General features: G+C 76.5%; 19 protein-coding genes. 7 read left to right on the forward strand and 12 right to left on the reverse strand.

The features are described 5' to 3' along the window. Positions 1-93: 93 nt before the first annotated feature. From QSK03_RS30500 to QSK03_RS30515, 4 genes are all read right to left on the reverse strand, one after another. Positions 94-930 carry a class I SAM-dependent methyltransferase gene (locus tag QSK03_RS30500; RefSeq protein WP_285659357.1) on the reverse strand — a complete coding sequence of 279 codons (837 nt, stop codon included), beginning with the start codon at positions 928-930 and terminating at the stop codon, positions 94-96. Further along, positions 927-1,970 carry a methylenetetrahydrofolate reductase C-terminal domain-containing protein gene (locus QSK03_RS30505; RefSeq protein ID WP_285659358.1) on the reverse strand — a complete coding sequence of 348 codons (1,044 nt, stop codon included), beginning with the start codon at positions 1,968-1,970 and terminating at the stop codon, positions 927-929. Before QSK03_RS30505 ends, QSK03_RS30500 begins: the two co-directional genes overlap by 4 nt. A 39-nt stretch (positions 1,971-2,009) precedes the next feature. After that, the gene (locus tag QSK03_RS30510) at positions 2,010-3,950 is read right to left on the reverse strand and encodes a DICT sensory domain-containing protein (RefSeq protein WP_285659359.1); all 1,941 of its coding nucleotides are present in this window, start codon (positions 3,948-3,950) and stop codon (positions 2,010-2,012) included. 162 nt (positions 3,951-4,112) lie between these two features. Continuing rightward, entirely contained in the window at positions 4,113-6,269 is a 2,157-nt protein-coding gene (locus tag QSK03_RS30515) for an Hsp70 family protein (protein WP_285659360.1), read from the reverse strand. A gap of 197 nt (positions 6,270-6,466) precedes the next feature. Here QSK03_RS30515 and QSK03_RS30520 point away from each other — a divergent pair, with 197 nt between their 5' ends. From QSK03_RS30520 to QSK03_RS30540, 5 genes are all read left to right on the forward strand, one after another. After that, entirely contained in the window at positions 6,467-7,060 is a 594-nt protein-coding gene (locus QSK03_RS30520) for a histidine kinase (protein WP_285659361.1), read from the forward strand. Beyond that, on the forward strand, positions 7,051-7,716 hold the full coding sequence (locus tag QSK03_RS30525; protein WP_285659362.1) for a response regulator transcription factor: 666 nt from the start codon (positions 7,051-7,053) through the stop codon (positions 7,714-7,716). Before QSK03_RS30520 ends, QSK03_RS30525 begins: the two co-directional genes overlap by 10 nt. Before the next feature lie 12 nt (positions 7,717-7,728). After that, on the forward strand, positions 7,729-9,126 hold the full coding sequence (locus tag QSK03_RS30530; RefSeq protein WP_285659363.1) for a hypothetical protein: 1,398 nt from the start codon (positions 7,729-7,731) through the stop codon (positions 9,124-9,126). Next, entirely contained in the window at positions 9,123-12,185 is a 3,063-nt protein-coding gene (locus QSK03_RS30535; RefSeq protein ID WP_285659364.1) for a sensor histidine kinase, read from the forward strand. Before QSK03_RS30530 ends, QSK03_RS30535 begins: the two co-directional genes overlap by 4 nt. A 563-nt stretch (positions 12,186-12,748) precedes the next feature. Beyond that, a complete protein-coding gene (locus QSK03_RS30540) occupies positions 12,749-12,988 on the forward strand; it encodes a hypothetical protein (RefSeq protein ID WP_285659365.1) in 240 nt (79 codons plus the stop codon). Here the strand turns inward: QSK03_RS30540 and ppc are convergent. Both ppc and QSK03_RS30550 read right to left on the reverse strand, forming a co-directional pair. Then, positions 12,985-15,768: a phosphoenolpyruvate carboxylase gene (ppc, locus tag QSK03_RS30545; protein ID WP_285659366.1), complete on the reverse strand. Its 2,784-nt coding sequence runs from the start codon at positions 15,766-15,768 to the stop codon at positions 12,985-12,987. The two genes, QSK03_RS30540 and ppc, sit on opposite strands and share 4 nt — an antisense overlap. Before the next feature lie 137 nt (positions 15,769-15,905). Further along, on the reverse strand, positions 15,906-16,373 hold the full coding sequence (locus tag QSK03_RS30550) for a nuclear transport factor 2 family protein (protein WP_285659367.1): 468 nt from the start codon (positions 16,371-16,373) through the stop codon (positions 15,906-15,908). Between the two features lie 168 nt (positions 16,374-16,541). Between QSK03_RS30550 and QSK03_RS30555 the strand changes: the two genes are divergently transcribed. Continuing rightward, entirely contained in the window at positions 16,542-17,150 is a 609-nt protein-coding gene (locus tag QSK03_RS30555; protein ID WP_285659368.1) for a methyltransferase family protein, read from the forward strand. Between the two features lie 5 nt (positions 17,151-17,155). Here QSK03_RS30555 and QSK03_RS30560 read toward each other — a convergent pair whose 3' ends face one another. From QSK03_RS30560 to QSK03_RS30585, 6 genes are all read right to left on the reverse strand, one after another. Next, entirely contained in the window at positions 17,156-18,379 is a 1,224-nt protein-coding gene (locus QSK03_RS30560; protein ID WP_285659369.1) for an RNA polymerase sigma factor, read from the reverse strand. 4 nt (positions 18,380-18,383) lie between these two features. Continuing rightward, positions 18,384-18,776, reverse strand: a complete 393-nt coding sequence (locus QSK03_RS30565; protein ID WP_285659370.1) for a YciI family protein — start codon at positions 18,774-18,776, stop codon at positions 18,384-18,386. Between the two features lie 44 nt (positions 18,777-18,820). Next, positions 18,821-19,435, reverse strand: coding sequence for a dihydrofolate reductase family protein (locus tag QSK03_RS30570; RefSeq protein WP_285659371.1), 615 nt, complete (start codon positions 19,433-19,435; stop codon positions 18,821-18,823). Continuing rightward, the gene (locus QSK03_RS30575; RefSeq protein ID WP_285659372.1) at positions 19,435-20,031 is read right to left on the reverse strand and encodes a dihydrofolate reductase family protein; all 597 of its coding nucleotides are present in this window, start codon (positions 20,029-20,031) and stop codon (positions 19,435-19,437) included. The genes QSK03_RS30570 and QSK03_RS30575 overlap by 1 nt, the downstream gene beginning before the upstream one ends. 29 nt (positions 20,032-20,060) lie before the next feature. Further along, entirely contained in the window at positions 20,061-20,636 is a 576-nt protein-coding gene (locus QSK03_RS30580; RefSeq protein ID WP_285659373.1) for a dihydrofolate reductase family protein, read from the reverse strand. 108 nt (positions 20,637-20,744) lie between these two features. Further along, complete coding sequence (locus QSK03_RS30585; RefSeq protein ID WP_285659374.1) at positions 20,745-21,428, reverse strand: TetR/AcrR family transcriptional regulator; 684 nt, start codon at positions 21,426-21,428, stop codon at positions 20,745-20,747. Positions 21,429-21,619: 191 nt separating this feature from the next. Between QSK03_RS30585 and QSK03_RS30590 the strand changes: the two genes are divergently transcribed. Beyond that, positions 21,620-22,654 (forward strand): glutathione S-transferase family protein, encoded by a 1,035-nt coding sequence (locus QSK03_RS30590; RefSeq protein WP_502872240.1) that lies wholly within the window; start codon positions 21,620-21,622, stop codon positions 22,652-22,654. Positions 22,655-22,777 lie beyond the last annotated feature (123 nt).

Here is a 22,777-nt window from a genome sequence, read left to right on the forward strand (position 1 = left end):
CCGATTCCGCGGCGGATGGTGCGCCCGCCCGTGTGTCGCCCGTCCGGACGTGCCGCCGAGCGCAGGAGGAGCACGTGCGGCCCGCCCGTCGCGTCAGCGTGCGGTGGCGCGCAGGAGGCGGGTCACGATGTAGCGCTCGCGCAGCAACCGGCCCATCACCCGCTCCTGCTCCTGGGCCGCGTGCCACGCCGGGTGCTCGCCGTGGTGCCGGCGCAGGTGCTCCTCGACGCGGTCGGCGCGCTCCGACCACGCCGAGGGCGCCCCGGGCAGGCGCGCGGCGTCGATCTCGTCGTCCACGTGGAAGCCGGCGTCGCCGAGCAGGTCGTCCAGCTCCTCGCGGGTGGGGAAGTCGTTGCCCTCGGGCTGCTCGGGCAGCGGCGCCTCGCCGCGTTCCAGGACGAGCAGCCCGAGGCGGCCCTGCGGTCGCAGCACCCGGCGCAGCTCGGCGACCATGGCGTCCCGGGAGGGCGTGACGCACAGGACGCCGAGCGACCAGGCGACGTCCACGCTGTCCGAGCGGACCGGCAGCTCCTCGGACACCGCCGCGACCGTCGGGAACCCGAACAGGCGCCGCGCCGACCGGGCGGCGTGGACCATCGGCTCGGTGAGCAGGGGGCGTCCCCGCCAGCGGTCGGTGACGTGGTCGGCGAGCCACGCCGCCGGTCCGCCGAGCCCGGCCCCCGCGTCGAGGAAGGTCTCGTCGTCGCGCAGGTCGAGGCCGCGCGCGAGCCACGCCAGGTCGGCCGGGGAGCCGCTGCCGCGGCAGGCGGCCGGGATCGCGTGGTCGCGTCCCAGCGCCTCGACGGCCTCCTCGGTCCACGCCGCGACCGTGTCGAACTCGGCCTCCATGGCGCTGTCGGGAGCGCTGTCGGGAGCGCTGTCGGGAGCGCTGTCGGGAGCGCTGTCGGTGCCGTCCTCGGGGGCGCTCACCCTCGCCGCCCCGGGGCGAGGCCGGCGTCCCGGCGCGTGCGCTCGGCGACGCGGGCGGCGACCTCGGCCTTGACCTCGGCGCCCGCGCGCCAGCCGTCCGCCGACGCGAGCCCGGAGAGGTTCACCCCGGCGACGCCGGGCACCGCGAGCAGCGCCTCGGCCTCGGCGACGGCGGCCTCGATGCCCGCCTCGCGCGGATCGGGCGCGGCGAGGACGGCGGCGACGGCGTCGGGGTCGAGAGCGAGCCCCGGGAAGGCGGCGAGCACGGCGGCCGAGCGCTCGTCGGTGTAGACGGCGACGGCCGCGATCACGGGGAGGTCGGCGCCGGCCGCCCGGGCGCGGTCGAGGAAGGACGACAGGGCCGCCGGCGAGCCGACGTGGTTGGCGACGGCGAGGGAAGCGCCGGCGCGCTGCTTCTCGGCCAGCGCCGCCGGACGCAGCTCGGCGGGCGGGGCGGCGGGGGCGACGGCGACGGCGGTGGTGAGGCCCGTCGTCGCGGCGAGGTGGGTGAGCCGGGTGCTGTCGAGGTCGAAGACCTGGGTGACCTCCGGGCGCACGTCCTGCCCGCGGCCGTCGCCGGTCACGCACAGGACGCCGTCGATCCCGAGCGCGGCGAGCCCGGCGAGCTCCTGCTCGAGCACGACGCGGTTGCGGTCGCGGCAGGTCAGCGTGATCCACGGCCCGGTGCCCGCGGCGAGGATCTCCGCGGCGACCATGGTCGGCGGGAAGTCCGGCCGGTTCTGGTGCTCGCCGACCAGCACGGCGTCGGAGACGGGGGCGAGCAGTTCGAGGATGTCCCGCATCGCGGCGAGGTCGTACGGCGGGACCGACAGGTCGGTGAGGATCGCCGGCGCCTCGGCGGGCCCGGTGGCCGTCGGCGACGGCCACGGGCGCACGGCGAGCGGGTCGCGGTCGTCGCACCACGGGCAGGTCAGGGCGGCGTCGAGCTCGCAGGAACCGTCGCTGCGCACCCCGCCGCACGGCCCGAAGATCATGCGCTTGGGGCATCCCGCCGCCGGTACGGGCATCTGGTCGAGCACGCGGCGACGTTCCCGCGGGCGACCGGGCGGTAAACCGCCTCAGGAGGCGGTGGGCGGAGGGTCACCCCCGGCGTCGCCGGGCGCACCGAACGTCGGTCGCGACGGCTCCGCGCCGCCGCCCGACGGGCCGGCCGCGGCCCCGTGCGCGGTCCCGTTCGTGCGCCGCCGCCGGGGCAGGTCGGAGAGCATGCTCAGCGCCGGCTCCCCACCCGCGAGACGCCGACGGCCCGGGCGGGGCGACGGGCTGGGCGACGGGCTGGGCGACGGACGGTCGGCGAGGTCGGCGCTCTCGCCGTGCTCGGCCGACCCGGCGGCGCCGGGACCGTGGCCGACCTCCGCCGCGGGGCCGGTGCCGTTGGTGCCGTGGCGGTCGCCGTCGAGGTCCTGCGGCGTGGGCACGGGACCCGAGGGCGCGGGGCCGGGCGGGACCGCTGCGCCGAACGGGTCCCAGCCGGACCGGCCGCCGGGGAGCCTCGGGCCGCCCTGCTCGTCAGGGTCGGGCCCACCGCGCCGGTCCGGCACCGGCCGGGGCCCGGACGGCGCGTCCCCGTCCGCCGCTGCGGTCGCGTGCGGGGCCACGTCCGGCTCGGGCGCGTCGTGGGGCGGGGCGTCGTGGGGCGGGGCGTCGTGGGCGTCGTCCTGCGATGGCACCGGCCACGGGGCGACGTCGTCCTCGGGCGGCTCCGTGGTCGCGGCGTCGGGGACCCGCAGGCGCGGCATGCGGTCGGTGACCGGCTCCTCGCGGTGGTGGGCGCCCGTCCCCGCGCCGCCGTCGGCGAGCTCGCGCACGGTGATCGGGTCGCCGGCGAGGGTGGCGGCCGGCTGCTCGGGGGTCCCGAGGGCGAGGTGCAGGTCGTCGAGCGGCAGCGGCCGCGTGAGGGTGACGGTCCAGGCCACCGGCCCGGCCAGGGGCAGGTTCGGGTAGCCGTCCGAGGAGAGCTCGAGCTGCTCGGTGACCGCGTCGACCAGCCCCGCGAGGTGGCGCGACGACGCGCCCGGCACGACGAGCGCGAACTCCCGCTCGGACAGCCGGATGGCCGCGTCGACCGGCCCGAGGGGCTCGCTGACGGCGGCCGCGACGCGGCGGGCCGCGTGGTACGCCGCACGGCGCCCGAGCCGTTGCTCGGCGCCGTCGAGGGCCGCGACGTCGATCAGGGCGACGCCGACCGGCAGGGCGGTGGGACCGCCGGTGTTCGTCCACCGCGTGAGGAACTCGGGCGTGGTGAGGCCGGACTGCGGGTCGACGTGCGCGGCGGAGCGGGCGGCGACGGCGGCGTGCGCGTCGACGAGCTGGGCGCGCAGCACCCGGGTGCCCTCCCGCGCGTCCTGCATCCGGCGCACCATCCGGTGCAGCGCGTGGGTCGCCCAGCGCTCGCCGTCGGTGCCTCCCGACGCCGCGGCCGCGCCGCCGGCCGGCATCACCCGCGCCAGCAGGCCGTCGATCGTGTAGCCGACCGCGGTCTCGAGCCGGGTCCCGAGCGCCGAGCGCATCCGCGCGAGCTCGTTGGCCGCCTGGACCCGCGACCAGCCCCAGCGCCCGATGAATTCCCGCCCCGCCTCGAGGCTGTGCTCGGTGGGGTCGATCCGGTGGGCGTCGGTCGCGACGAGGAACGCCCCGGCCTGCGGACCGACGGCGACGAGGCTCCACTCGTCGGCCAGCGGCTCGCCCGGGTCGAGGACGACGAGCTGGCACCCCGGCGGCACGTCGTGGGCCTCACCGTCGGCGAACGCGAGCACGACGACGGCGCCGGAGGCGGCGATGCGCTCGTACACCGCGTACTCGCGGGCGAAGTAGGCCTGGTGCTGGAACAGCGCGACCACGACGGTCGGCGCGTTGACCGGCCCGGCGAGGACCGCGGCCTCGATCGCGTGCGAGACGGCCACCAGGGAGCGCTTCGACGCCGGCGTGGGCCGGTCGGGCGACCAGGGGTTCGTCTCCGGCCGCTCGGCACGCCTCGCGCTCGTGTCGTCGTCGACCACCGCAGCCCCTCCGTCCGCCCACTCGCGTGCCCAGCGTCGTCGCCGCGCCACCGTCCGAGTGATGTCGCCGTACCCCCAACGGTGGGGAACATGACCGTCTGCACGCCACCGTCTGCGTCGAATGGGCCACGCGTGGCGGCGAACGGTGCACCGCCCGGGCGCTCAGAGCACGCCGAAGAAGAAGAGGAACCCGACCACGATGCCGACGGCGAGCACCGCCACGACGATCACGGCGATCACCCGGACACGGTGTCCGTCGTCCCCGGTGGCGGCCGTGGCGTCGGCCTCCGGGCCCGTCGCCCCGACGGTGGACGTGAGGGCGTCGGCCGGCCCCGCACCGGAGCCGGCCGTGTCGCCCGGGCGCCCGGGTGCGGGAGGGGCCGGGAAACGGGGGTCGGGCGGCGGACGGCCGGGACCGCCGGGGCCGCCGGGACCGCCGGGGCCACCGGGGCCACCGGGGCCACCGGGGCCACCGGGGCCACCGGGGCCACCGGGGCCGCCGGGGCCACCAGGTCTGTTGGGTCCGCCGGGGGTGGCTGGGGCGACGGGGCCGTAGGGCGGGCGACCGCCGGCACCGCCCGTGCCGGCCGCACCGCCCGGGCTGGGGGGTCGTCCAGGACCACCGCCACCGGGATACGGGCCGCGGGGTCGTCCGCCACCCGGGCCGGCGGGACCACCACCACCGGGGCCGGGGCCACCCGGCGCGCCGCGACCGCCCGGTGGCGGAGCGGGCGGAGCGGGCGGAGCGGGCTGGCCGGGTTGACCGGGCTGGCCGGGTTGACCGGGCTGGCCGGGCTGGCCGGGCGCGCCGTGGCCGGGCGGCCCGCCGGGAGCCCCCGGGACGCGGTGGTTGCCGGGGGCGCCCGCGCCGGCCCCGCCGTGGCCCGGAGCGGGACCGGCCGGCGGCCGGGGAGCGCCCGGCGAGGGGGCGTGCGGTCCGCCACCGCCCGGCGCGCGACCCGCGGGGCCCGGTTGGCCCGGGTGGCCCTGGTCCGGCCGGCCGTCGCCGGACCCGCCGGACCCGTCGGACCCGTGCGACCCGTGCGACCCGGTGGGCCCGACCGGCTGCACGGATGCGGCGCGGCTCGCCAGGTCGCGGGGCAGCGCCCGGGTGGCGGCGACGGGGTCGGGGGAGTGCACGACCTCGGGCGCCGGGGCATCGGTGACGGGGAGGGCGGGCGAGGCCTGGGGGCTGCGGGCTGGGGTGGGCGTCGGGTCGTCGGCGGTCGCGCGGCTCGCGGTGTCGACGGCGTCGGTGCCCCGGGCGGCGACGACCGCCGCGCCCAGCGCGACGGCGTGCTTCGGGTGGCTGTCGACGACCGTGCGGCAGCCCAGGGCGTCGCCGACCATCCGTGCGACCAGCGGGATGCGCGAGGAGCCGCCGACGAGGAGCACGGCGGTCAGCGCGTCGGCGGTGACGCCCGCGGACTCGAGCGCCCGGCGCAGGGCCGAAACCGTGGACTCGAGCGGCGTGCGGACCATGGTCTCGAACTCGTCGCGCGTCACCGTCACGTCGTCCTGCCGGGCGGGCAGCAGGACCGACACGTTCGCCTCGTCGTCGACCGAGAGGGTCTCCTTGGCCACGACGCAGTCCTGGCGCACCCGGGCGGCGGCGGCGCGCGCACGGCTGTCGTGGGGGTCGAGCTCGCTGACCGCGCCGCCGCACGCCTGGTCGACGCGGTCGAGGACGGCCTCGTCGAAGTCGACACCGCCGAGGTGCTCCATGCCCTCGGGCACCCCGAGGATCTCCACCCCGGCGGCCCGCCCGCGCAGCACGGCGGCGTCGAAGGTGCCGCCGCCGAGGTCGTAGACGCCGAGCAGCTCGCCCTCCGCCAGGCCCCGGGTGATCGCGAAGTGCACCCCGGCGGCCTCGGGCTCGGTGAGCATCGGCGGGTCCTGCAACCCGGCGAGTGCGGCGACGTCCTCGAAGAGCCCGCGCCGGTAGGGCCCCCAGTTGGCCGGGTGGGTGAGCACGACACGGTCCGGCGGGCCGCCCTCCTCGGCCTCGATCCGCGACAGGACGTCGCGCAGCATCGCCCCGAGCAGCTCGTCCGCCGGCGTGGACGCGCCGCCGAGCACCACCGGGGTCGGGTCGCCGAGGCGGCGCTTGACGCCCCAGGCGACGTCGCCGGGGCGTGCGGCCGCCTGGCGGGCGGCGGCGTCGCCGACCGCGAACGTGCCGTCCGGGCGGCGCATGACCACCGACGGCTCGGTGACCGTGCGGTCGCCGAGCGGGACCATCTCGACGCGGTGGCCGTCCCGGGAGATCGCGGCGGCGACGAACGTCGTGCCGAGATCGATCCCGAGGCTGTACGTCACGACCCCTCCTCCGGCAATCTGACGGATAGTAACTTCCGGGTCCCTCGCCAGCGAGGAGTCCACGCCCGGTTGCCACTCAGGGAGTCCCAGTGAACACGCGCAGTGTGCGGCGACGACGGGAGCGGTCGGGTTCTCCCCGCCACCCCGGAGGGTGCACCCCCTGGTCGGCGTGCGGGTCGCGACAGGAGGCTGCGCTGATGACCCTCGGTGACGACCCGGGTGAGGACCACCGCCGCCGCGGCGCGGAACGGTGGCACGCCCGCCGGGGGTGGGAGCGGCGGCTGCACGACGGCCCGGCGCTGCGCCTCTCGGCCCTGTCGCTGCGCCTGGGGGTCCTGCGTGCCGAGGCGCCGTCGCGCGAGTGGGTGCGCGGCCTCGACGCCTTCCAGGACGAGCTGGGGGCCGCCCTGCAGGAGCTGCGCGAGGTGGAGGGCGCGCTCTACCCGCCGCTGCTGGACGAGGCGGGTCTCGGACCCGCGCTGCGCGAGCTCGCCACGGCCACCGGCGCGACCGCCCGGATCGACGCCGTCGACGCCCGGGCGGGCACCGCGGCCGAGGGGGCGGCCTACTTCGCGGCCGCCGCGTGCCTGGCCGCCACGGGCGAGGGCGACGGCGAGGTGGTCGTCCGGGTCCGCGTCGAGGGCGGCGACCTGGTGCTCACGCTCGACGGCGTCGACGCCGGGCAGCGCGGCGCGGTCCTCGACGAGGCCGCCCCGCTCGGCGGATCGGTCGACGCCACCCCGGACGGCGCCGGGCGCGCCACGATCACCGCGAGGTTCCCGTGCGCGTAGCCGTCGCCGAGGACGGCGCCCTCTTCCGCCAGGGCCTCGTCATGCTGCTCGAGGCGGCCGGTCACGAGGTCGTGGCCTGCGAGTCCGGGGGTGACCAGCTCGTCGCGGCTCTCACCCGCACCCCGGCCGACGTCGCGCTGCTCGACATCCGCATGCCGCCGGAGCCGGACGGCGGGCTCGTGACCGCCGAGCGGCTGCGCGCCCAGTACCCCGAGATGGGCCTGCTGTTCCTCTCGCACTACGCCGAGTCGCACTACCTCATGCGGATCCTCGAGATCGGCACCGACGGCATCGGCTACCGGCTCAAGGAGAAGGTCGGCAGCGTCGAGGTCCTCTCCGACACGCTGACCCGCATCGGGGCCGGCGAGATCGTCATCGAACCGGAGCTCGCGAAGCGCCTCGTCGAGCGCCCGCGCAGCGACAAACGGGATCTCGTCGCCGCGCTGTCCCAGCGCGAGCGCGACGTCCTCGAGCTCATGGCCGAGGGCCGCTCGAACGGCGGCATCGCCTCCACGCTGTTCGTCAGCGGCAAGGCCGTGGAGAAGCACGTCGCGAACATCTTCGACAAGCTCGGCCTGCACGCCGACACCTCCGCGAACCATCGCCGGGTGCTCGCCGTGCTGACCTACCTGCGCTCCCAGCGCGGCGACGACTGACGGGCCGGACCGGTGTCGGATCGCGGCGTCGCCGGGACGGCCGGGCAGGCGCTCGCGGGCGCCCCCCGGACCCTGCCGGCACGCCCGGTGCTGCTCGGCGCCGGCGTCGCGGTGGTCCTCGTGGTCGTCACGCTCGGGTGGGCGCTGCTGACCGGGCCGGCGCTCGCCGCCGTCGTGGGCCCGTTCGTGGCCGCCGCCGTCGCGGTCGCCGGCGCGCGGGCGGCGGGACCGCTGGTCGACCGGGTCGCCGGGCGGCTCGCCCGGCGCCCGGCGCCGACCCCCTACGCGGTGCTCGCCGACACCGCGGCCCGCGTCCGTGAGGGATCGCTGGCCGACGCCCTGCCGGGCCTGGCGCGGGTGCTCGGCGAGGGCACCACGGCCGAGCGTGCCGTGGTGTGGCTGGTGGTGGACGACGTCCTCGTCGCGGAGGCGGTGTACCCGCCGGAGGAGGACGCCGGCGAGCGCGTGCGGTCCCTCGGCGTGCTCCTGACGCGCCCCGGCATCGACCACGCCGTGCCCGTGCTCGACGGCGAGCGGCTGCGCGCGGTGCTGACGATCGCGAAGTCCGGCCGGCCGGTCACTCCGGGAGACCGTCGCCTCGTGCGCGACGTCGCGGGCGGCGCGCAGCTGGTGCTCCAGGGCGTCGCGCGCGGTGCCGAGCTCGCGGCGCGGGTGCGCCGCGTCGACGAGCTGGCGGCGGAGACCGCGGCGTCGCGACGGCGGCTGGAGGTCGCGCGCGAGGTGGAGCGCCGGCGTCTGGTCACCGAGCTCGAGGGCGCGACCACCGACCGGCTCGCCGGGTTCCGGCAGTCGGTCACCGACGCGGCCGAGGCCCTGGCGGACGCCGAGGACGACCCCGAGGACGCCGGGGAGATGGCCCGCCACCACGTCGAGGAGGCCCGCGAGCGCCTGACCGGGCTCATCGACCGCTTCCGGGTCATCGCGCGCGGGGTGCACCCCGCGGTGCTGCGCGAGCAGGGCCCCCGGGCGGCGCTGGAGGAGGTCGTCGCGGACCTGCCCCGCACGGTCCGGCTCACCGGGCGGCTCGGCGACCGGCTGCCGTGGGAGATCGAGTCGGGGCTCTACTACGCCGCGGCGTCCGCCCTGGCGCTGCTCGCGGCCCGTGGCGGCCGGGCTCCGCTGGAGGTCGTCCTCGAACGCCACGGCGACACCGTCGCCGTCCGGGTGGAGGACCCCGATCCCGACGGCGACCCGCAGGACCTGCGCGCGGCGCTCGCCGACGACGTCGACCGGCTCGCGGCGCTGGGCGGGTCGGTGGACCTCGTCGCCCGTCCCGGCGGCGCGGTGGAGCTGCGGGCGTGGCTGCCGGACCGGTTGCGGCCGGTGGCGCTGGACCCGGGGGGCGCAGCGCAGCGGAGCTCGACCGGATCCTTCGGGGGTTCGCCGTGACCGGGACGCTGGCGCCGCCCGCGACGTCCGCGGCCGAGGCGGACGCCGTGCCGCCGACCGCCGCACCGCCCCGCGGCGGGTGGGTCGCGGCGTGGTGGGTCGCGCTCGTCGCCGTCGCCACCCTCGCCGTCGTGTGGCTGGCGCTGGGCGCGGTGGTGGCGCTGGCGGCGCACGTGCCCGCCCTGGGCGCGGCGGTCGGGGCGGCCGCGGCCGGCGGCAGCGCGTGGGCCCGGGGTGTCGTCGAGGGCTTCGCGATGGGGGAGCCCGGGGCGCAGGCGGTCCTCGACTACCTCGCGAGCCTCGCGAACCTCGTCGTCGCCGTCGTGCTCTGGCGCAGCGGCGGGCGCACCTGGACCGTGCGCCTGCTGATCCTCGCGATGATCGGCTCCGCGGGCGCGTTCAACCTCCAGGCCCACGCGGCGACGACCGTCGTGCGCGTCGCCACGGGGCTGGGGATCGGCGAGGCCCACCAGGTGCTGCTCCACGGCGTGGCCAGCGCGGCCTACGTCGGGGCCCTCCTGCTGTTCCCGGCCGGGGTGGCGGCGGCGCACGGTGGGCAGCGGCTGCTCGTCGCGCTCGCCGGGCTGGCGCTGTTCGTCGCGGGCATGGGGACGGCGCTGCTGCCGCACACGGTGAGCTGCGTGGTGTTCTTCGGCTTCGGGGTCCCGCTCGTCGGTGCCCTGGGCGTCGCGCGCCACCTGCGGGCCGGGGCGACCCGCGAGCGCCGCGACCAGGCCCGTCTGCTGGCCACCGTGCTCACCGGCGTGCTGGCCACGGCGACGGTGCTCGCGCTGCTGACGCTCGTCATGGCGACGTCGGGCCGGCCGGGGCTCACGCTCGACGACCCGACCGCGCGCCACGGGTCGGGCGGGGAGCCGACGGCGCTCCTGTTCTGGTTCGCGCGCATCTCGGCGGCCGCGATCGCCCTGGCGGTGCTGGCGGCCTACCGTCCGCGGCTGCGCGCCTCGGCCGACCGGCTGCACCGGGCCCTGACGGTCGTGGTGGAGGTCGTCGCGGTCGGCGGGGCCGTCGCCCTGGTGGCCGCGCTCGCCGGCGGCGGCGTGGTCGGCGGGGTGCTCGGCGGGATCGTGGGCGCCGCGGTGTACCTCGCGGTCTCCGCCCGGGCCGACCGCCTCGTCGAACGCCTCCTCTACGGCCGGCGCCCGACGCCGTACCGCGTGCTGCTCGAGGTCGCCGAGCTCTCGCGCACCGCGTCCGCAGGCACCGACCTGGAGCGCCTGCCGGAGGCGATCGGGCGCCACCTCGGCGCCCGGACCGTGGCGCTGACCGTGCACCGGCCGGGGTTGCGGTCGCGGGAGCACCGGTGGCGGCTCGCCGACGACGCCGGTGACGCCGAGCTCGTCGCCTTCCCGGTGCGCCAGCACGGCGAGGAGGTCGGGGTGCTCGCCGTCGACGCCGAGGCCGTGGCCGGCGGCAGCGACCGGCCCCGCCTGCTCGCCGACGTCGCCGACAGCCTCGGCGCCGTGCTCCAGGCGCACCGCCAGGAGATCGAGCTGGAGCGCCAGCTGCGCGCCGCCGTCGCGCACGGGGAGCGGATCGCGGAGTCCCGCCGGGCCGCGGTGGCCGAGATGGACGGCGAGCGCCGCGCCATCGAGCGCAACCTGCACGACGGCGCCCAGCACCACCTCGTCTCCCTGCGCCTGTCGCTCGGACTCGCCGAGCACCAGGTCGGTGCGGGGAAGCTCGACGCCGCCGCCGAGCGTCTCGCGGCGATCCTGGAGCAGGTCGACACCGCCGAGGCGGTGCTCGCCGAGACGGCTGCCGGCGTCTCGTCCGCGGGGCTCGCCGAGCACGGCGTCGTCGAGACCCTGCGCCGGGAGCTGACCGGAGGCGACACGAGGGTGACCCTGGACGTCGCCGGCGTGACGGCCGGGCGCCGCTACGGTGCCGACGTCGACTCGGCGGTGTACTTCTGCTGCCTCGAGGCGGTGAACAACGCCCGCAAGCACGCGGCGGGCGCACCGATCACGATCACGCTCGCGGAGTCCGGCGGGGCGCTGCGCTTCTCGGTGCGCGACGAGGGGCCGGGCTTCACCCCGCGTCCCGCCGCCGCGGGCGGGGAGCGGGGCATGCGCAACGTCGCGACCCGCATCGCCGCCGTCGGTGGCAGCGTGCGGCTGGACTCGGCGCCGGGACGGGGGACGACGGTCGCGGGGTCGATCCCGCTGCCCGACGCTGCTGATGGTGCTGATGGTGCTGATGACGCCGACGACCCGGCGACCGGGCCGGTGGCGGTGGCCGCCGGTGGGGGAGCGAGGGACGCCCTCGCTGCGTCGGGTGCAGCGGAGGACGCCCTCGCTCCACCCGGGGACGCGGGCGACGGGGGAGCGAGGGACGCCCTCGCTGCGTCGGAGGCAGCGAGGGACGCCCTCGCTCCACCCGGGGACCCGGCGACACCGGGCCCACTCGGTCCCGACGCCCCCGGTCCCGACGCACCCGGTCCCGACGCGCCCGGTCCCGACGTGCCTGGCCCCGAGGCCTCACGGTTCGTCGCCGCCGTCCAGGAGCTCCTCGCCGGTCTCGCGCCGCCGTCACCGGTCGCCGGACGGGTCGGCGAGATCGCCGCTGCGCTCGACGACGCGGCGACCGGTCCGGGCGCGCGCCGGGCCGGGCGGGCGCTCGACGCCCTCGACGCCCTCGACGCCCTCGACGCGCTGGCGCGGGACGGCGCGGGCGGGCGGGACTGGTCGCACCACCTGCGCTACGTCGTCGAGCGCACACGGCTCGCCGGGGCGCGGGAGGTCGCCGAGGCCGATCTCGCCGACGCGCTGCGCCGCCGCGCCGTCGTGCTCCCGGCCGGCGAGCAGGAGGCCGCGGAGCGGCTCGTCCGCCCCGACGACCCGGTCGCGACCCGTCTGGGGCTCGAGGTCGACGCCGCACCCGACGACGTCCGCCGCGCCGCGCACGAGCAGCTGGCGACCTGGCGGTCCCGCGCGGCGCACCCCACCGCGTCCCGGGCGGTCCGCGACGCGGCGCTCGTCCTCGCCGGCGCCTGCGAGGCGATCCTCGCGGAGACGGGCCCGGGCCCTCGTGCGTGACCCGGGTCCACGGCTCCCCCGGGAGGCCGTCTGGTCGATCTCGCTGGCCGCCGCCCCGTTCGTCGTCGCCGTGTTCCGGCTGTACTTCGTCGAGTCGCGCGGGGACATCAACACCTTCCAGGCCATCGTCGCGAGCGCGGACCTCGGGGCCGTCTGGATCACGGTGGCCGTGAGCACGTTGACCGCGACGGCGCCGATCATCTTCCTGTTCTGGTGGTACCGGTCGCTCGTCTCGCCGCGCGTGCGCGCGGTGCGCGGGGCTCCCGAGCCCTCACCGCGCGGCCGCCGCGCGGTGGCGACGTCGGCGCTGCTGGGCGTCCTCGTCGCCGCCGCGATCAGCTGGCTCCTGGTCTACGACGACGGGCTGAGCGCGATCTCCGTCGCGCTCCTGTTCGGCGCCGTCGTCTACGTCTCCGGGGTCGTCGCGGACCGCTCGGAGGCGGTCTCCGCGCGGCGCTTCGTCTACGGCTGGGGCTCCCCTGGCCGCCTTCCTCGTCATCGGGTTCCTGTCGGCCCAGCCCGGGTTCCCGTACGAGGCCGTCAAGGTCCGTGCCGTCGACGCGATGCTGCACGGCTACGTCGTGTCCGTGGACGACACGGCGCTGACGCTGCTCTACGACGACCTCGACCGGAGCGGCGGGCTCCGGCGCATCCCGACCGGCGACGTCGAGGCCCGCTACGTGTGCTCCGCCGACCTGCCGCTGGGCAGCCCGTTCACCAGCCCCACGACCGGGCTCGAGCGGCTGATCTCGGCGGCGAGGCAGGTGCCGGCCTACGTCCCCGAGCCGTGCCTGCGGCCCTAACCCGTGTTCCGCATCCCCGCCGAGATCCCGTTGACGGTCAGCAGCAGCGCGCGCTGGAGGTCGGGGTCGGGGTCGTCGACCTGGCGCCGCTCCTTGAGCGCGTGCACCTGCAGGTGGTGCAGCGGCTCGAGGTAGCCCTCGCGGATGTCGAGGGTCCGGCGCAGCAGGGGGTTGCCGCCGAGGAGCTGCTCACCGGGAGAGAGCTTGAGGACCTCGCGCTCGGTGACCCGGTGCTCCGCCTTGATGATCTCGAAGACCTCCTGCAGCTCGGGGTCGACGAGCTCGGAGACGTAGAAGGCCGCGATGCGCATGTCGGTCTTCGCGAGCGTCATCTCGACGTTGGAGATCAGGTTCGCGAAGAACGCCCAGTCGCGCATCTCGTCGATGACGTCGGAGTAACCGGCGTCGTGGGCGGCCTTGAGCCCGGTGCCGAGCCCGAACCACCCGGGCACGATCATCCGCGTCTGGGTCCAGCCGAACACCCAGGGGATCGCGCGCAGGTCGTCCAGCGACGCCTGCCCGCCGGCGCCGGGCCGCTTGCCCGGCCGCGACCCGACGTTGAGCATGGAGAGCTCGTCGACCGGCGTGGCCTGGGTGAAGAAGTTCGGCAGGCCCTCGTGGGAGATCAGCTGCGTGTAGGCGTCCTGGGCGGCGTCGGAGATGACGTCCATCGCCTCGTCCCAGCGCTTGAGCGTTGCCGCCTCCACCCGCGAGGTCTGGTGCAGCAGCGTCGCGTCGAGCACCGCCGCGAGCATGATCTCCAGGTTGTCCTTGGCGAGCATCGGCAAGGAGTACTTGTCGGAGATGACCTCGCCCTGCTCGGTGACCTTCATGCAGGCGTCGACGACGCCGTGCGGCTGGGCGGCGATCGCCTCGCCTGCGGGTCCGCCGCCACGCCCGACCGACCCGCCGCGTCCGTGGAAGAGCCGCAGCCGCACGCCGTGCTTGGTCGCGACGTCGCGCAGCTGGCGCTGGGCCTGGTGGATCGACCACTGGGACGTGGTGAGCCCGGCGCCCTTGTTGGAGTCCGAGTAGCCCAGCATCATCTCCTGCACGTCGCCGCGGGCGGCCACGAGCGCCCGGTAGGACGGGTCGGAGAGCATCCCGTCGAGCAGGTCGCCGGAGATCTTGAGCTCGGTGGCGGTCTCGAACAGCGGCACGATGTCGATCGACGCCAGGGCCCCGTCGGCGGTCAGCTCGACCAGCCCCGCCTCCCGCGCCAGGACGGCGACGGCGAGGATGTCGTCGACGTTCTGGGCCATGGAGATGACGTAGGTGTGCAGCGCCTCCTCGCCGTAGGTCTCCTGCACCGTGCGGATGCAGTCGAAGACCTCGAGCGTCTCCTTGAAAGAGTCGTCGCCGATCTGCTGCCAGTTGCGGCGCGGGGTCAGCGCCCGCCGGCCCGCGAGCTCGCGCGAGAGCACCTCCGCGCGCCCGGCGTGGTCGAGCTCGCCGTACGGCGTCTCGAGCTCGCCGAGACGGTCGAACAGGGCGGTCAGCGCGGTGTGGTGGAAGTTCGTGTGCTCGCGGACGTCGACGCTCGCCAGGTGCAGCCCGACGGCGTTGGCCGAGCGCATGACGTCGCGCAGCCCGCTGTCGGCGATCCGCTCGCCCTGGTGGGCGCGCAGCGAGGCGTCCATGACCTCGAGATCCCGCAGGTACTCCCCGGCCCCGAGGTAGTCGCGCCCCGGCTGGTGGGCGGTGCCCTCGGTGTAGCGCCGGCGGGTGTTCTCCAGGCGGGCGTGGATGTAGGAGCACTTCAGCCGGTAGGGCTCCTCGGCGTTGAGGCGGATGAACCGGTCGTGGATCTCCGGCAGTGCCCGGCGGTCGCGGGCGAGGCTGCGACGCAGGTCCTCCGAGACCCCGACCAGCCGGGTGGACACCGAGAGCTCCTGGACCAGGTCCTCGAGCAGCTCGATCTGGATGCGCACGCCGCGCTCGCCGTAGATCCGCATGGTCTCGAGGGTCAGCTCGGCGGTGACGTTGGGGTTGCCGTCGCGGTCGCCGCCGACCCAGCAGCCCAGCACCAGCGGGCGGGACCCGTCGGGCAGGCGCAGGCCCACGCGGTCGAGCTCCTCGTCGAGCTCGGAGAGCACCACGGGCAGCGTGCGGCGCCCGAGCTGATCGAGGTAGTACGAGACCGAACGCGCCTCGTCCAGCACCGTCGGGCGCTCGGGGCGGATCTCGTCGGTCTGCCAGATGAGGTCGACGAGCCGGTGCAACCGCTTCTCGGCCTGCTCCTCGGGCAGACCGTCGGCCAGCACGTCGGCGATCGCCCGCAGCTTGCCCAGCACCGACTGGCGCTGCGCCTCGGTCGGGTGCGCCGTGAACACCGGCTTGAGCTCGAGCCGCGACAGCGCGGTGGAGAGCTCGTCGGGGTCGGCGTCGCTCACCAGCCGGTCGACGAGCGTGTGCAGCTGGCCCTCGCCGGACACGTGCACCTCCGCGCGCTCCTCCGAGCGGTGCAGCTGCTCGGCGAGGTTCGCGAGGTGGAAGTACGTCGCGAACGCCCGCCCGAGGACCGCGGCGGTGCCCGGGTCGAGCTCGGCGAGCATGTCGCGGATCCCGGTGTCCCCGCGCTCCGGCATCTCCCGCACGAGACGGCGGACCTTCTCGACGAGCTCGAGCATGTCGTCGCCGTGCTGGGCGGCGACGGTGCGCCCGAGCAGCGTCGAGAGCCGGCGGATGTCGGCCCGCAGGGCCGAGTGCTCGGACTCCGACGCGACACTGCCCTCGGTGGAGACCCGGTCGGCACGCGCGGGCCTGCTGTTCTCGCTCATGGGGCGCCCTCCTGGTCGACGGAGACGGAGCGGAGCGGTGCTCGACCATCGAGACCGTCCGCCGGTGGGTCCGCGACGGTGGGGACGCCGTCGGATTGTGCCCCCGATCGGTGCGCTCGACACCCCGGGCGGGCCGGTCAGGCGCTCCGGGCCGCCGCGGGCTGGAGACCGAGCTGGGTGAGCAGGCCGTGGTGGTCCCACAGCGTCCGGACCTCGGTGACCCGTTCCCGGCGCACGGCCACCACCGAGATCGCCAGCACCTCGGCCCGCCGGCCGGTGGGGACGACGCCGGGCAGCAGCCACGGCAGCTCGCGGTCGTGGGTGAACGTCACCATCTCCTCGTCGACCACCCGCCAGCGGTCGCCGGTCCGCGACACCCGCCGCGTGGTGAGGTCGGCGGGGCGGTGGGGCAGCACCTGCTCGGCCAGGTGCCGGCGCAGCGCGGCCGCGCCCTGCGCGCCGGTGCCGGCCGGCATCGTCGCCAGCACGACGTCGTCGGCCACCACCGCCAGGGCGGCGTCCAGGTCGCCGTCGCGGACCGCCGCCGCGAACGCGTCGCGGGTGCGCTCGACCGCGACCATCAGGTCCTGGACGGCCTTGGTCATCCCCCGATGCTCGCACCCGGGCCCGACCGGCCGCGACCGCTCGCTCCACCGCCGCCTCCACCGCCCCGTCCACCCTCCCTCCACCCGCGGGCCGACGACGGCGCCCGCCGCCGCGACGAGCCTGGACGCGTCCGGGCCGGCGGGGTCCGGGGACGAGGGAGGCCGAGGATGGACGCGGGTGTCGGCGGGGGCGACCTGGTCCTCGCGCTGGCCGTGGTGTGGCTCGCCGGGGAGATCGCATTGCAGGTCCGGCAGTGGCGACGCGGACGCGGCGGCGGCCGCTCGGAGTGGGGGAGCCTGGTCGTGCTGGTCGCCGCCGGCGTGGCGGCCGGGATCGTGTCGGCGCCCTTCCGCGGTCTGCTGGTGCTGCCCGACGCGGTGGCACTGTGGCTCGGGCTCGCGATCGCGGTCGCCGGGATCGCGTTCCGGTTCTGGTCGATCCTCGTGCTCGGGCGGTTCTTCCGCGGCGTGGTCACGGTCCAGGCCGACCACGAGGTCGTGCGCCGCGGCCCCTACCGGTACCTGCGGCACCCGTCGTACCTGGGCGCGCTCGTCGGGGTCCTCGGCTTCGGGATCACCGCGGGCAGCGTCGCGGCGGCCCTGGTGACGACCGCGGTGGCCGGTCTGGGCGTCGGCTACCGGATCGCGGTCGAGGAACGTGCCCTGCGTGCCGGCCTCGGGTCCGCGTACGACGAGTACGCCGCGACCACGGGCCGCCTGCTGCCCCGGCTGCGCCCGGCGCGTCAGCAGGGGGACGGGCGGCTCGTGCGGCGATGACGATCTCAGCGCAGGGTCTCGAGGCGGCCGGCCAGGAGCTCGTGCTCGACGTCGTTGGCCGTCAGCAGGGCCGCCTCCTCGAGGGCCGTGCGGGCCTCTTCGCGGCGGCCCGCACGGCGCAGCAGCTCGCCGCGCGCGGCCGCGAGGTAGCCGTAGCCGGCGAGCCGCGGCTCGCCGGCGAGGGCGTCCAGGGCCGCCAGCCCGGCGTCGGGACCGTCGGCGAACCCGACCGCGACCGCGCGGTTGAGCGCGACGACGGGGGAGGGCCAGCGGGCGAGGACGACGTCGTAGAGCCCGACGATCTCGGGCCAGTCGGTGTCGTCGAACGTGGGGGCGTCGGCGTGGACGGCCGCGATCGCGGCCAGCACCGCGTAGCGGCCGACCGGCCGGGACGTCAGCGCCCCGAGCACCAGCGAGCGGCCCTCGGCGATCATCGCAGCGTCCCAGCGCGACCGGTCCTGGTCGGCGAGCAGGACCAGCGCCCCGCCGGTGTCGGTCCGCGTCGCGCGGCGCGCGTCGGTGAGCAGGACCAGCGCGAGCAGCCCGGCGACGTCGGGGTCGTCGGGGAACCGGGACCGCAGCAGGCGGGCGAGGTCGTGGGCCCGGTCGAGCAGGTCGTCGCGCACGAGCGTGGCCCCGGTGGGCGCGGTGTGCCCGGTGGTGAGCACGAGGTGCACGACGGCGAGGACGCCGCCGAGGCGCCGCGGGAGCTCCTCGGGGGCCGGCACCCGGAAGGGCACGCCGGCCGTGGCGATCTTCTTCTTCGCCCGGGTGAGGCGGGCGGCCATCGTCGGCTCGCTGACGAGGAACGCCCGCGCGATCTCCGGGGTGGACAGGCCGCCGAGCAGGCGCAGGGTCAGCGCGACCCGGGCCTCGGCGGTGAGGGACGGGTGGCAGCAGGTGAACAGCAGGGCGAGCAGGTCGTCCGGCGGCGGTCCGACGGGCTCCGGGGCGACCTCGTCGACCACCAGCAGCGGCAGCGCCCGCTGCGCCACCGCGGCGTGGCGGTGGTGGTCCAGGGCGCGGCGCCGGGCGGCCGTCGTGAGCCAGGCACCCGGCCGGGCCGGGACCCCGTCGCGCCAGGCGACGAGGGCCTGGGCGTACGCCTCCTGGACGCACTCCTCGGCGAGGTCGAGGTCGCGCGTGACGCGCACCGTCGCGGCGAGCACCCCGGCCCACTCGCGACGGTGCGCGTCGGCGACGGCCGACCCGGCGTCGGGGGTCCTCACCGGGTCACGACCCCTGGAGGTCCTGCATCGCCGGGCGCAGCGGGCGCACCTCGACGCCGCCGAACGGCTCCGGCACCTGGCGGGCGATCGCGAGCGCCGTGTCGAGGTCGGGGGCCTCGACGACGTAGTAGCCGCCGAGGGCCTCCTTGGTCTCGACGTAGGGCCCGTCGGTGACCAGCGCGTCCTCGCCGGCGGCGAGGTCGTCGCGCTCCCGCCCGTCGGGGCGGCGCACGGTGGTGGCCGTGGCGGTCGGGTGCAGCCAGCCGCCGCCCCGCAGGGCCGCGCCGTGCGTGCCGCCGAAGCGCTGGTGCGCGGCCATGAGCGCACCGACCTCCTGCTCGCCCATCGCCGCCATCGACGCCTCGTCGGTGTAGATCAGGATCAGGTACTGGCCCATGGTCGTCTCCTCGGATTCTCCGGGGCCCCGCGGCGGGACCCTCATCATGTCGTCGCGGAGCGGTCCCGGGAATCGACAGCCCGGCGGATCCGGTAGCGGAGATGGGTCGCCCGCCGCGCGCGATCCTCGGTGTCCGGGGTGGTCAGACGGCGCACGAGCTCGAGCTCGACGTGCTCGGCCGGCAGGTGGTCGAACAGCCGCCGGCCCCCGCCGAGCAGCACGGGCACGACGTGCAGCTCGATCTCGTCGAGCTCGCCGGCCCGCAGCAGGGCCTGCGCGGCGCCCGCACCCATGACCGCGACGTCGCCGTCCCCGGACGCCGCCCGGGCCAGCGCCGCGGCCGCGGCCACGTCGGTGGCGTAGACGACGCTGCCCGGCGGGGGCTCGTCGGGCACCGTGTGGGTCAGGACGACGATCGGGACGCCGTCGTGGTGGTCGCCGCCCCAGCGCCCGGCGTGCTCGTAGGTCCGGCGCCCGGAGAGGACGGCGCGGGTCGCCATCGCCTCGGCGTACACCGCGCCGCCGGGGCCCGGGTCGTTCCGGCGGTCGAGCCAGTTGAAGAGGCGGAAGCCGCCGACGCCCATCGGGTCGTCCGGCGAGTCGTCCGGGCCGGTGACGAAGCCGTCGAGGGAGACGGTCATGTCGAGTCGCAGGGCCATCACCCCTCACCTCCGAGCACGCGGTAGCGCAGGTGGACCATCCCCGGACCGTCGGCGCTGTGCGTGAGCTCGAGCTCGACGTGGCCCGGCACGTCGTCGAACAGCCGCCGGCCCTGCCCCAGCAGCACCGGCACCACCTGCAGCGCCATCTCGTCGAGCACCCCGGCGCGCAGGCAGGCCTGCGCCGCCGCCGCGCCGTGCAGCAGGACGTCCCGGTCGCCGGCGGCCTCCTTCGCCTGTGCGGCGGCCTCGCGGACGTCGGTGACGTAACGGGCGTGGCCGGGCGGCGGTGTCGCGGGAACAGAGCGCGTCAGCACGATGATCGGGACGCCGTCGTGGTGGTCGCCGCCCCACCCGCCGGCGTGGTCGAACGTGCGCCGCCCGGTGAGCACGGCGCCCGAGGTCATCGCCTCGGCCATGACGGCGGCGCCGACGTCGTCGCGGGCCCGCGCGGCGGCGGGGTGGTCGGGGCCGTCGAAGATCAGGAAGTCGTGCAGCCGCTCGCCGCCGACCCCGAGCCCCTGGTCCGGCCCGTCGTCGGGACCCGCGACGAAGCCGTCGAGAGACGTCCACATGTACAGCACGATCTTGCTCATGATCAGGTCCTTTCGTCGATCGGCGGTGCTCAGCGGCGCCGCAGCACGCTGACGACCGCGCCGGTCGGGATGGTCTGGAGCGTCTCGAGCGCCCACGACGACCGCGCGACCTCCGCGGTCCAGAACGGGACGCCCGCGCCGAGGACGGCCGGCACGCGGGTGATCCGGAGCTCGTCCAGCAGCTCCGCGGCCAGCAGGGCCTGCATGACGCTGATGCTGGAGAACACCGAGACCGTCCGGCCGTCGGTCTCGCGGAGCGCCGTCACGGTCCCCTCGAGGTCGTTCGCCACCCGCGCGTTCGTCCACGTTGCCTCGGTGAGGGTGCGGGAGAACACGACCTTCTCCACGGCGTCGAACCAGCGCGAGAAGTCGCGGCTGCGGGCGTCGGCGGCCGGGTCCTCGGCGACGGCGGGCCAGAAGCCGTGGAAGCCCTCGTAGTTGGTGCGGCCGAGCAGGACGGTGTCGACGCCCCGGTAGTAGCCGGCGAACCCGCCGGCGCACTGCTCGTGCAGGGCGGTGTCGACGAGCCAGGACATGTCGCCGCCCGGGCCGGCGGCGAAGCCGTCGAGGGAGAGGGTGATGTTGGCGCTGACGGTGCGGGTCACGGGGTGCTCCTCGGGGTCCGGCGGGCCGCTGGCGGCCCGGTCACCCCGACGTCGACCGGCCCCGGCGCGCTTGGTCGAGCACCGACACCCGTGGACGGACGAGCAAGGTCAGGGGCGTTGCCTGGCCGGATCGTCCACCCACGCGGCGACGCCGTCGAGGACGCGGGCCAGCCCGTCGTCGAAGGGGTCGCCGGTGTCCGGGGCCGCCTCGAGCAGGTCGAGCAGCAGCGGGAAGTCGGCGGCGCGACCGGAGGCGAGGAGGTCCGCGGTGCGGGGGGCGCGGTCGCCGAGCGGGGCCGAGGCGCCGCGGACGTAGCTGTTGACGACGTGGACGACGGCGAGGGCGTCCGCCACCGACAGGCCCGCGTCGACTCCGGCGCGCAGGGCCGCCTCGGCCCACGCGCATTCGGCGGGCCCCATCCGCCGGCTGCCGCTCACCAGCGGGAGCGTCCACGGGTGGTCGGCGAACACCGCACGCTTCGCCCGTCCCCAGGCCGTGAGCCGCGCGCGCCAGCCCCCTGTCGCGGCGCCGGCCGGTGGCGGGCCGATCGCCGCGTCGAGCATGAGGTCGACCAGCGCGTCCTTGTGCGCGACGTGGCGGTAGAGCGACATCGGTGCGGCGCCCAGCGTGCGCGCCAGTCGCGGCATCGACACGGACTCGAGGCCCTCGGCGTCGGCCAGCGCGACCGCCGCGTCGACGATCGCGTCGCGGGTCAGCGGGCGTCGGGCGCCCGGGGCTGCGGGCGGCGACCAGCGGGGGTCGGGGACAGCATCGGGGGCGGGGACGGGCACGTCGGGATCGTTCCACAACCTGTGCGTAGACAAAAGTACGCTCAATGCGTAAGGCTTACGAACTGGATCGTCAACCTGCTGATCGCCGAGTGGTGGCTGCTGCGTCACCGATCACGGACGTTGACGCCGGACCGCGGCGGGGCACCCGTGTCCTCGTGAGCACCCCGACCGACAGGCCGACCGACAGGGCCGTGGGCAACAGCCCGTACGCCGACGCCGGCGGGTCGTTCCGCCGCCGCGGGCCCCGGTTCACCGACCGGATCGTCGCCGAGCCCGCTGTCGGTGCCGCCGACCACGAGTGGCCCGCCGAAGGCGGCCGCTACCGCCTCGTCGCGTCACTGGCCTGCCCGTGGGCGCACCGTTCGATCATCGTCCGCCGGCTGATGGGTCTCGAGGACGCGATCAGCCTCGCGATCGTCGACCCGCTGCAGGACGACCGCTCCTGGCGCTTCACCCTCGACGAGAACGGCGTCGACCCGGTGCTCGGCTACCGGTACCTCGAGGAGGCCTACCTCGCGCGGGACCCGGAGAACGGCACCGAGAACGGGGTCAGCGTCCCGGCGCTCGTCGAGGAGTCGAGCGGGCGGCTCGTGACCAACGACTACCCGCAGATCACGATCGACCTCGGCATCGAGTGGGCGAAGGACCAGCGCCCCGGCGCCCCGACGCTGTACCCGCAGGACCTGCGCGCCGAGATCGACGCGGTCAACGAGGGCGTCTTCGGAGACGTCAACAACGGCGTCTACAAGGCCGGCTTCGCCACGACGCAGAAGGCCTACGAGAACGCGTTCACCGCGCTGTTCGCCCGCCTCGACGAGCTCGACGAGCGGCTCGCGGACCGCCGCTACCTCGTCGGTGACCACATCACCGAGGCCGACATCCGGCTGTTCACGACGCTCGCGCGCTTCGACGCCGTCTACCACGGCCACTTCAAGTGCAACCGGCAGAAGCTCGCCGAGTTCGAGAACCTCTGGCCCTACGCCCGCGACCTCTATCAGACCCCCGGTTTCGGGGACACGGTGGATTTCGACCACATCAAGCGGCACTACTACCAGGTGCACACGAGCATCAACCCGACGCAGATCGTCCCGCTGGGCCCGGAGCCCTCGGCCTGGCTGGAGCCGCACCGGCGCGACGAGCTCGGCGGCTCGCCGTTCGGTCCCGACGGCACCCCGCCCGAGCCGCTCGACGGCCCGTTGCGGCCGCTCCCGCCCTTGGGCGCCTAGTGCGTTGACCATGAACGTTGACCGGTTTCGCGACACGCCGTCGTAGGTTCACCGCTGCTGCGCTGGAGCAAGATCTCATTGTCGGTGTCGGCCGCAGGTCGGGACCGGGAGTGGGAGCGCGAT

Origin of the sequence: Actinomycetospora sp. NBRC 106375 (assembly GCF_030269665.1) — a bacterium.
Lineage (GTDB): Bacteria > Actinomycetota > Actinomycetes > Mycobacteriales > Pseudonocardiaceae > Actinomycetospora.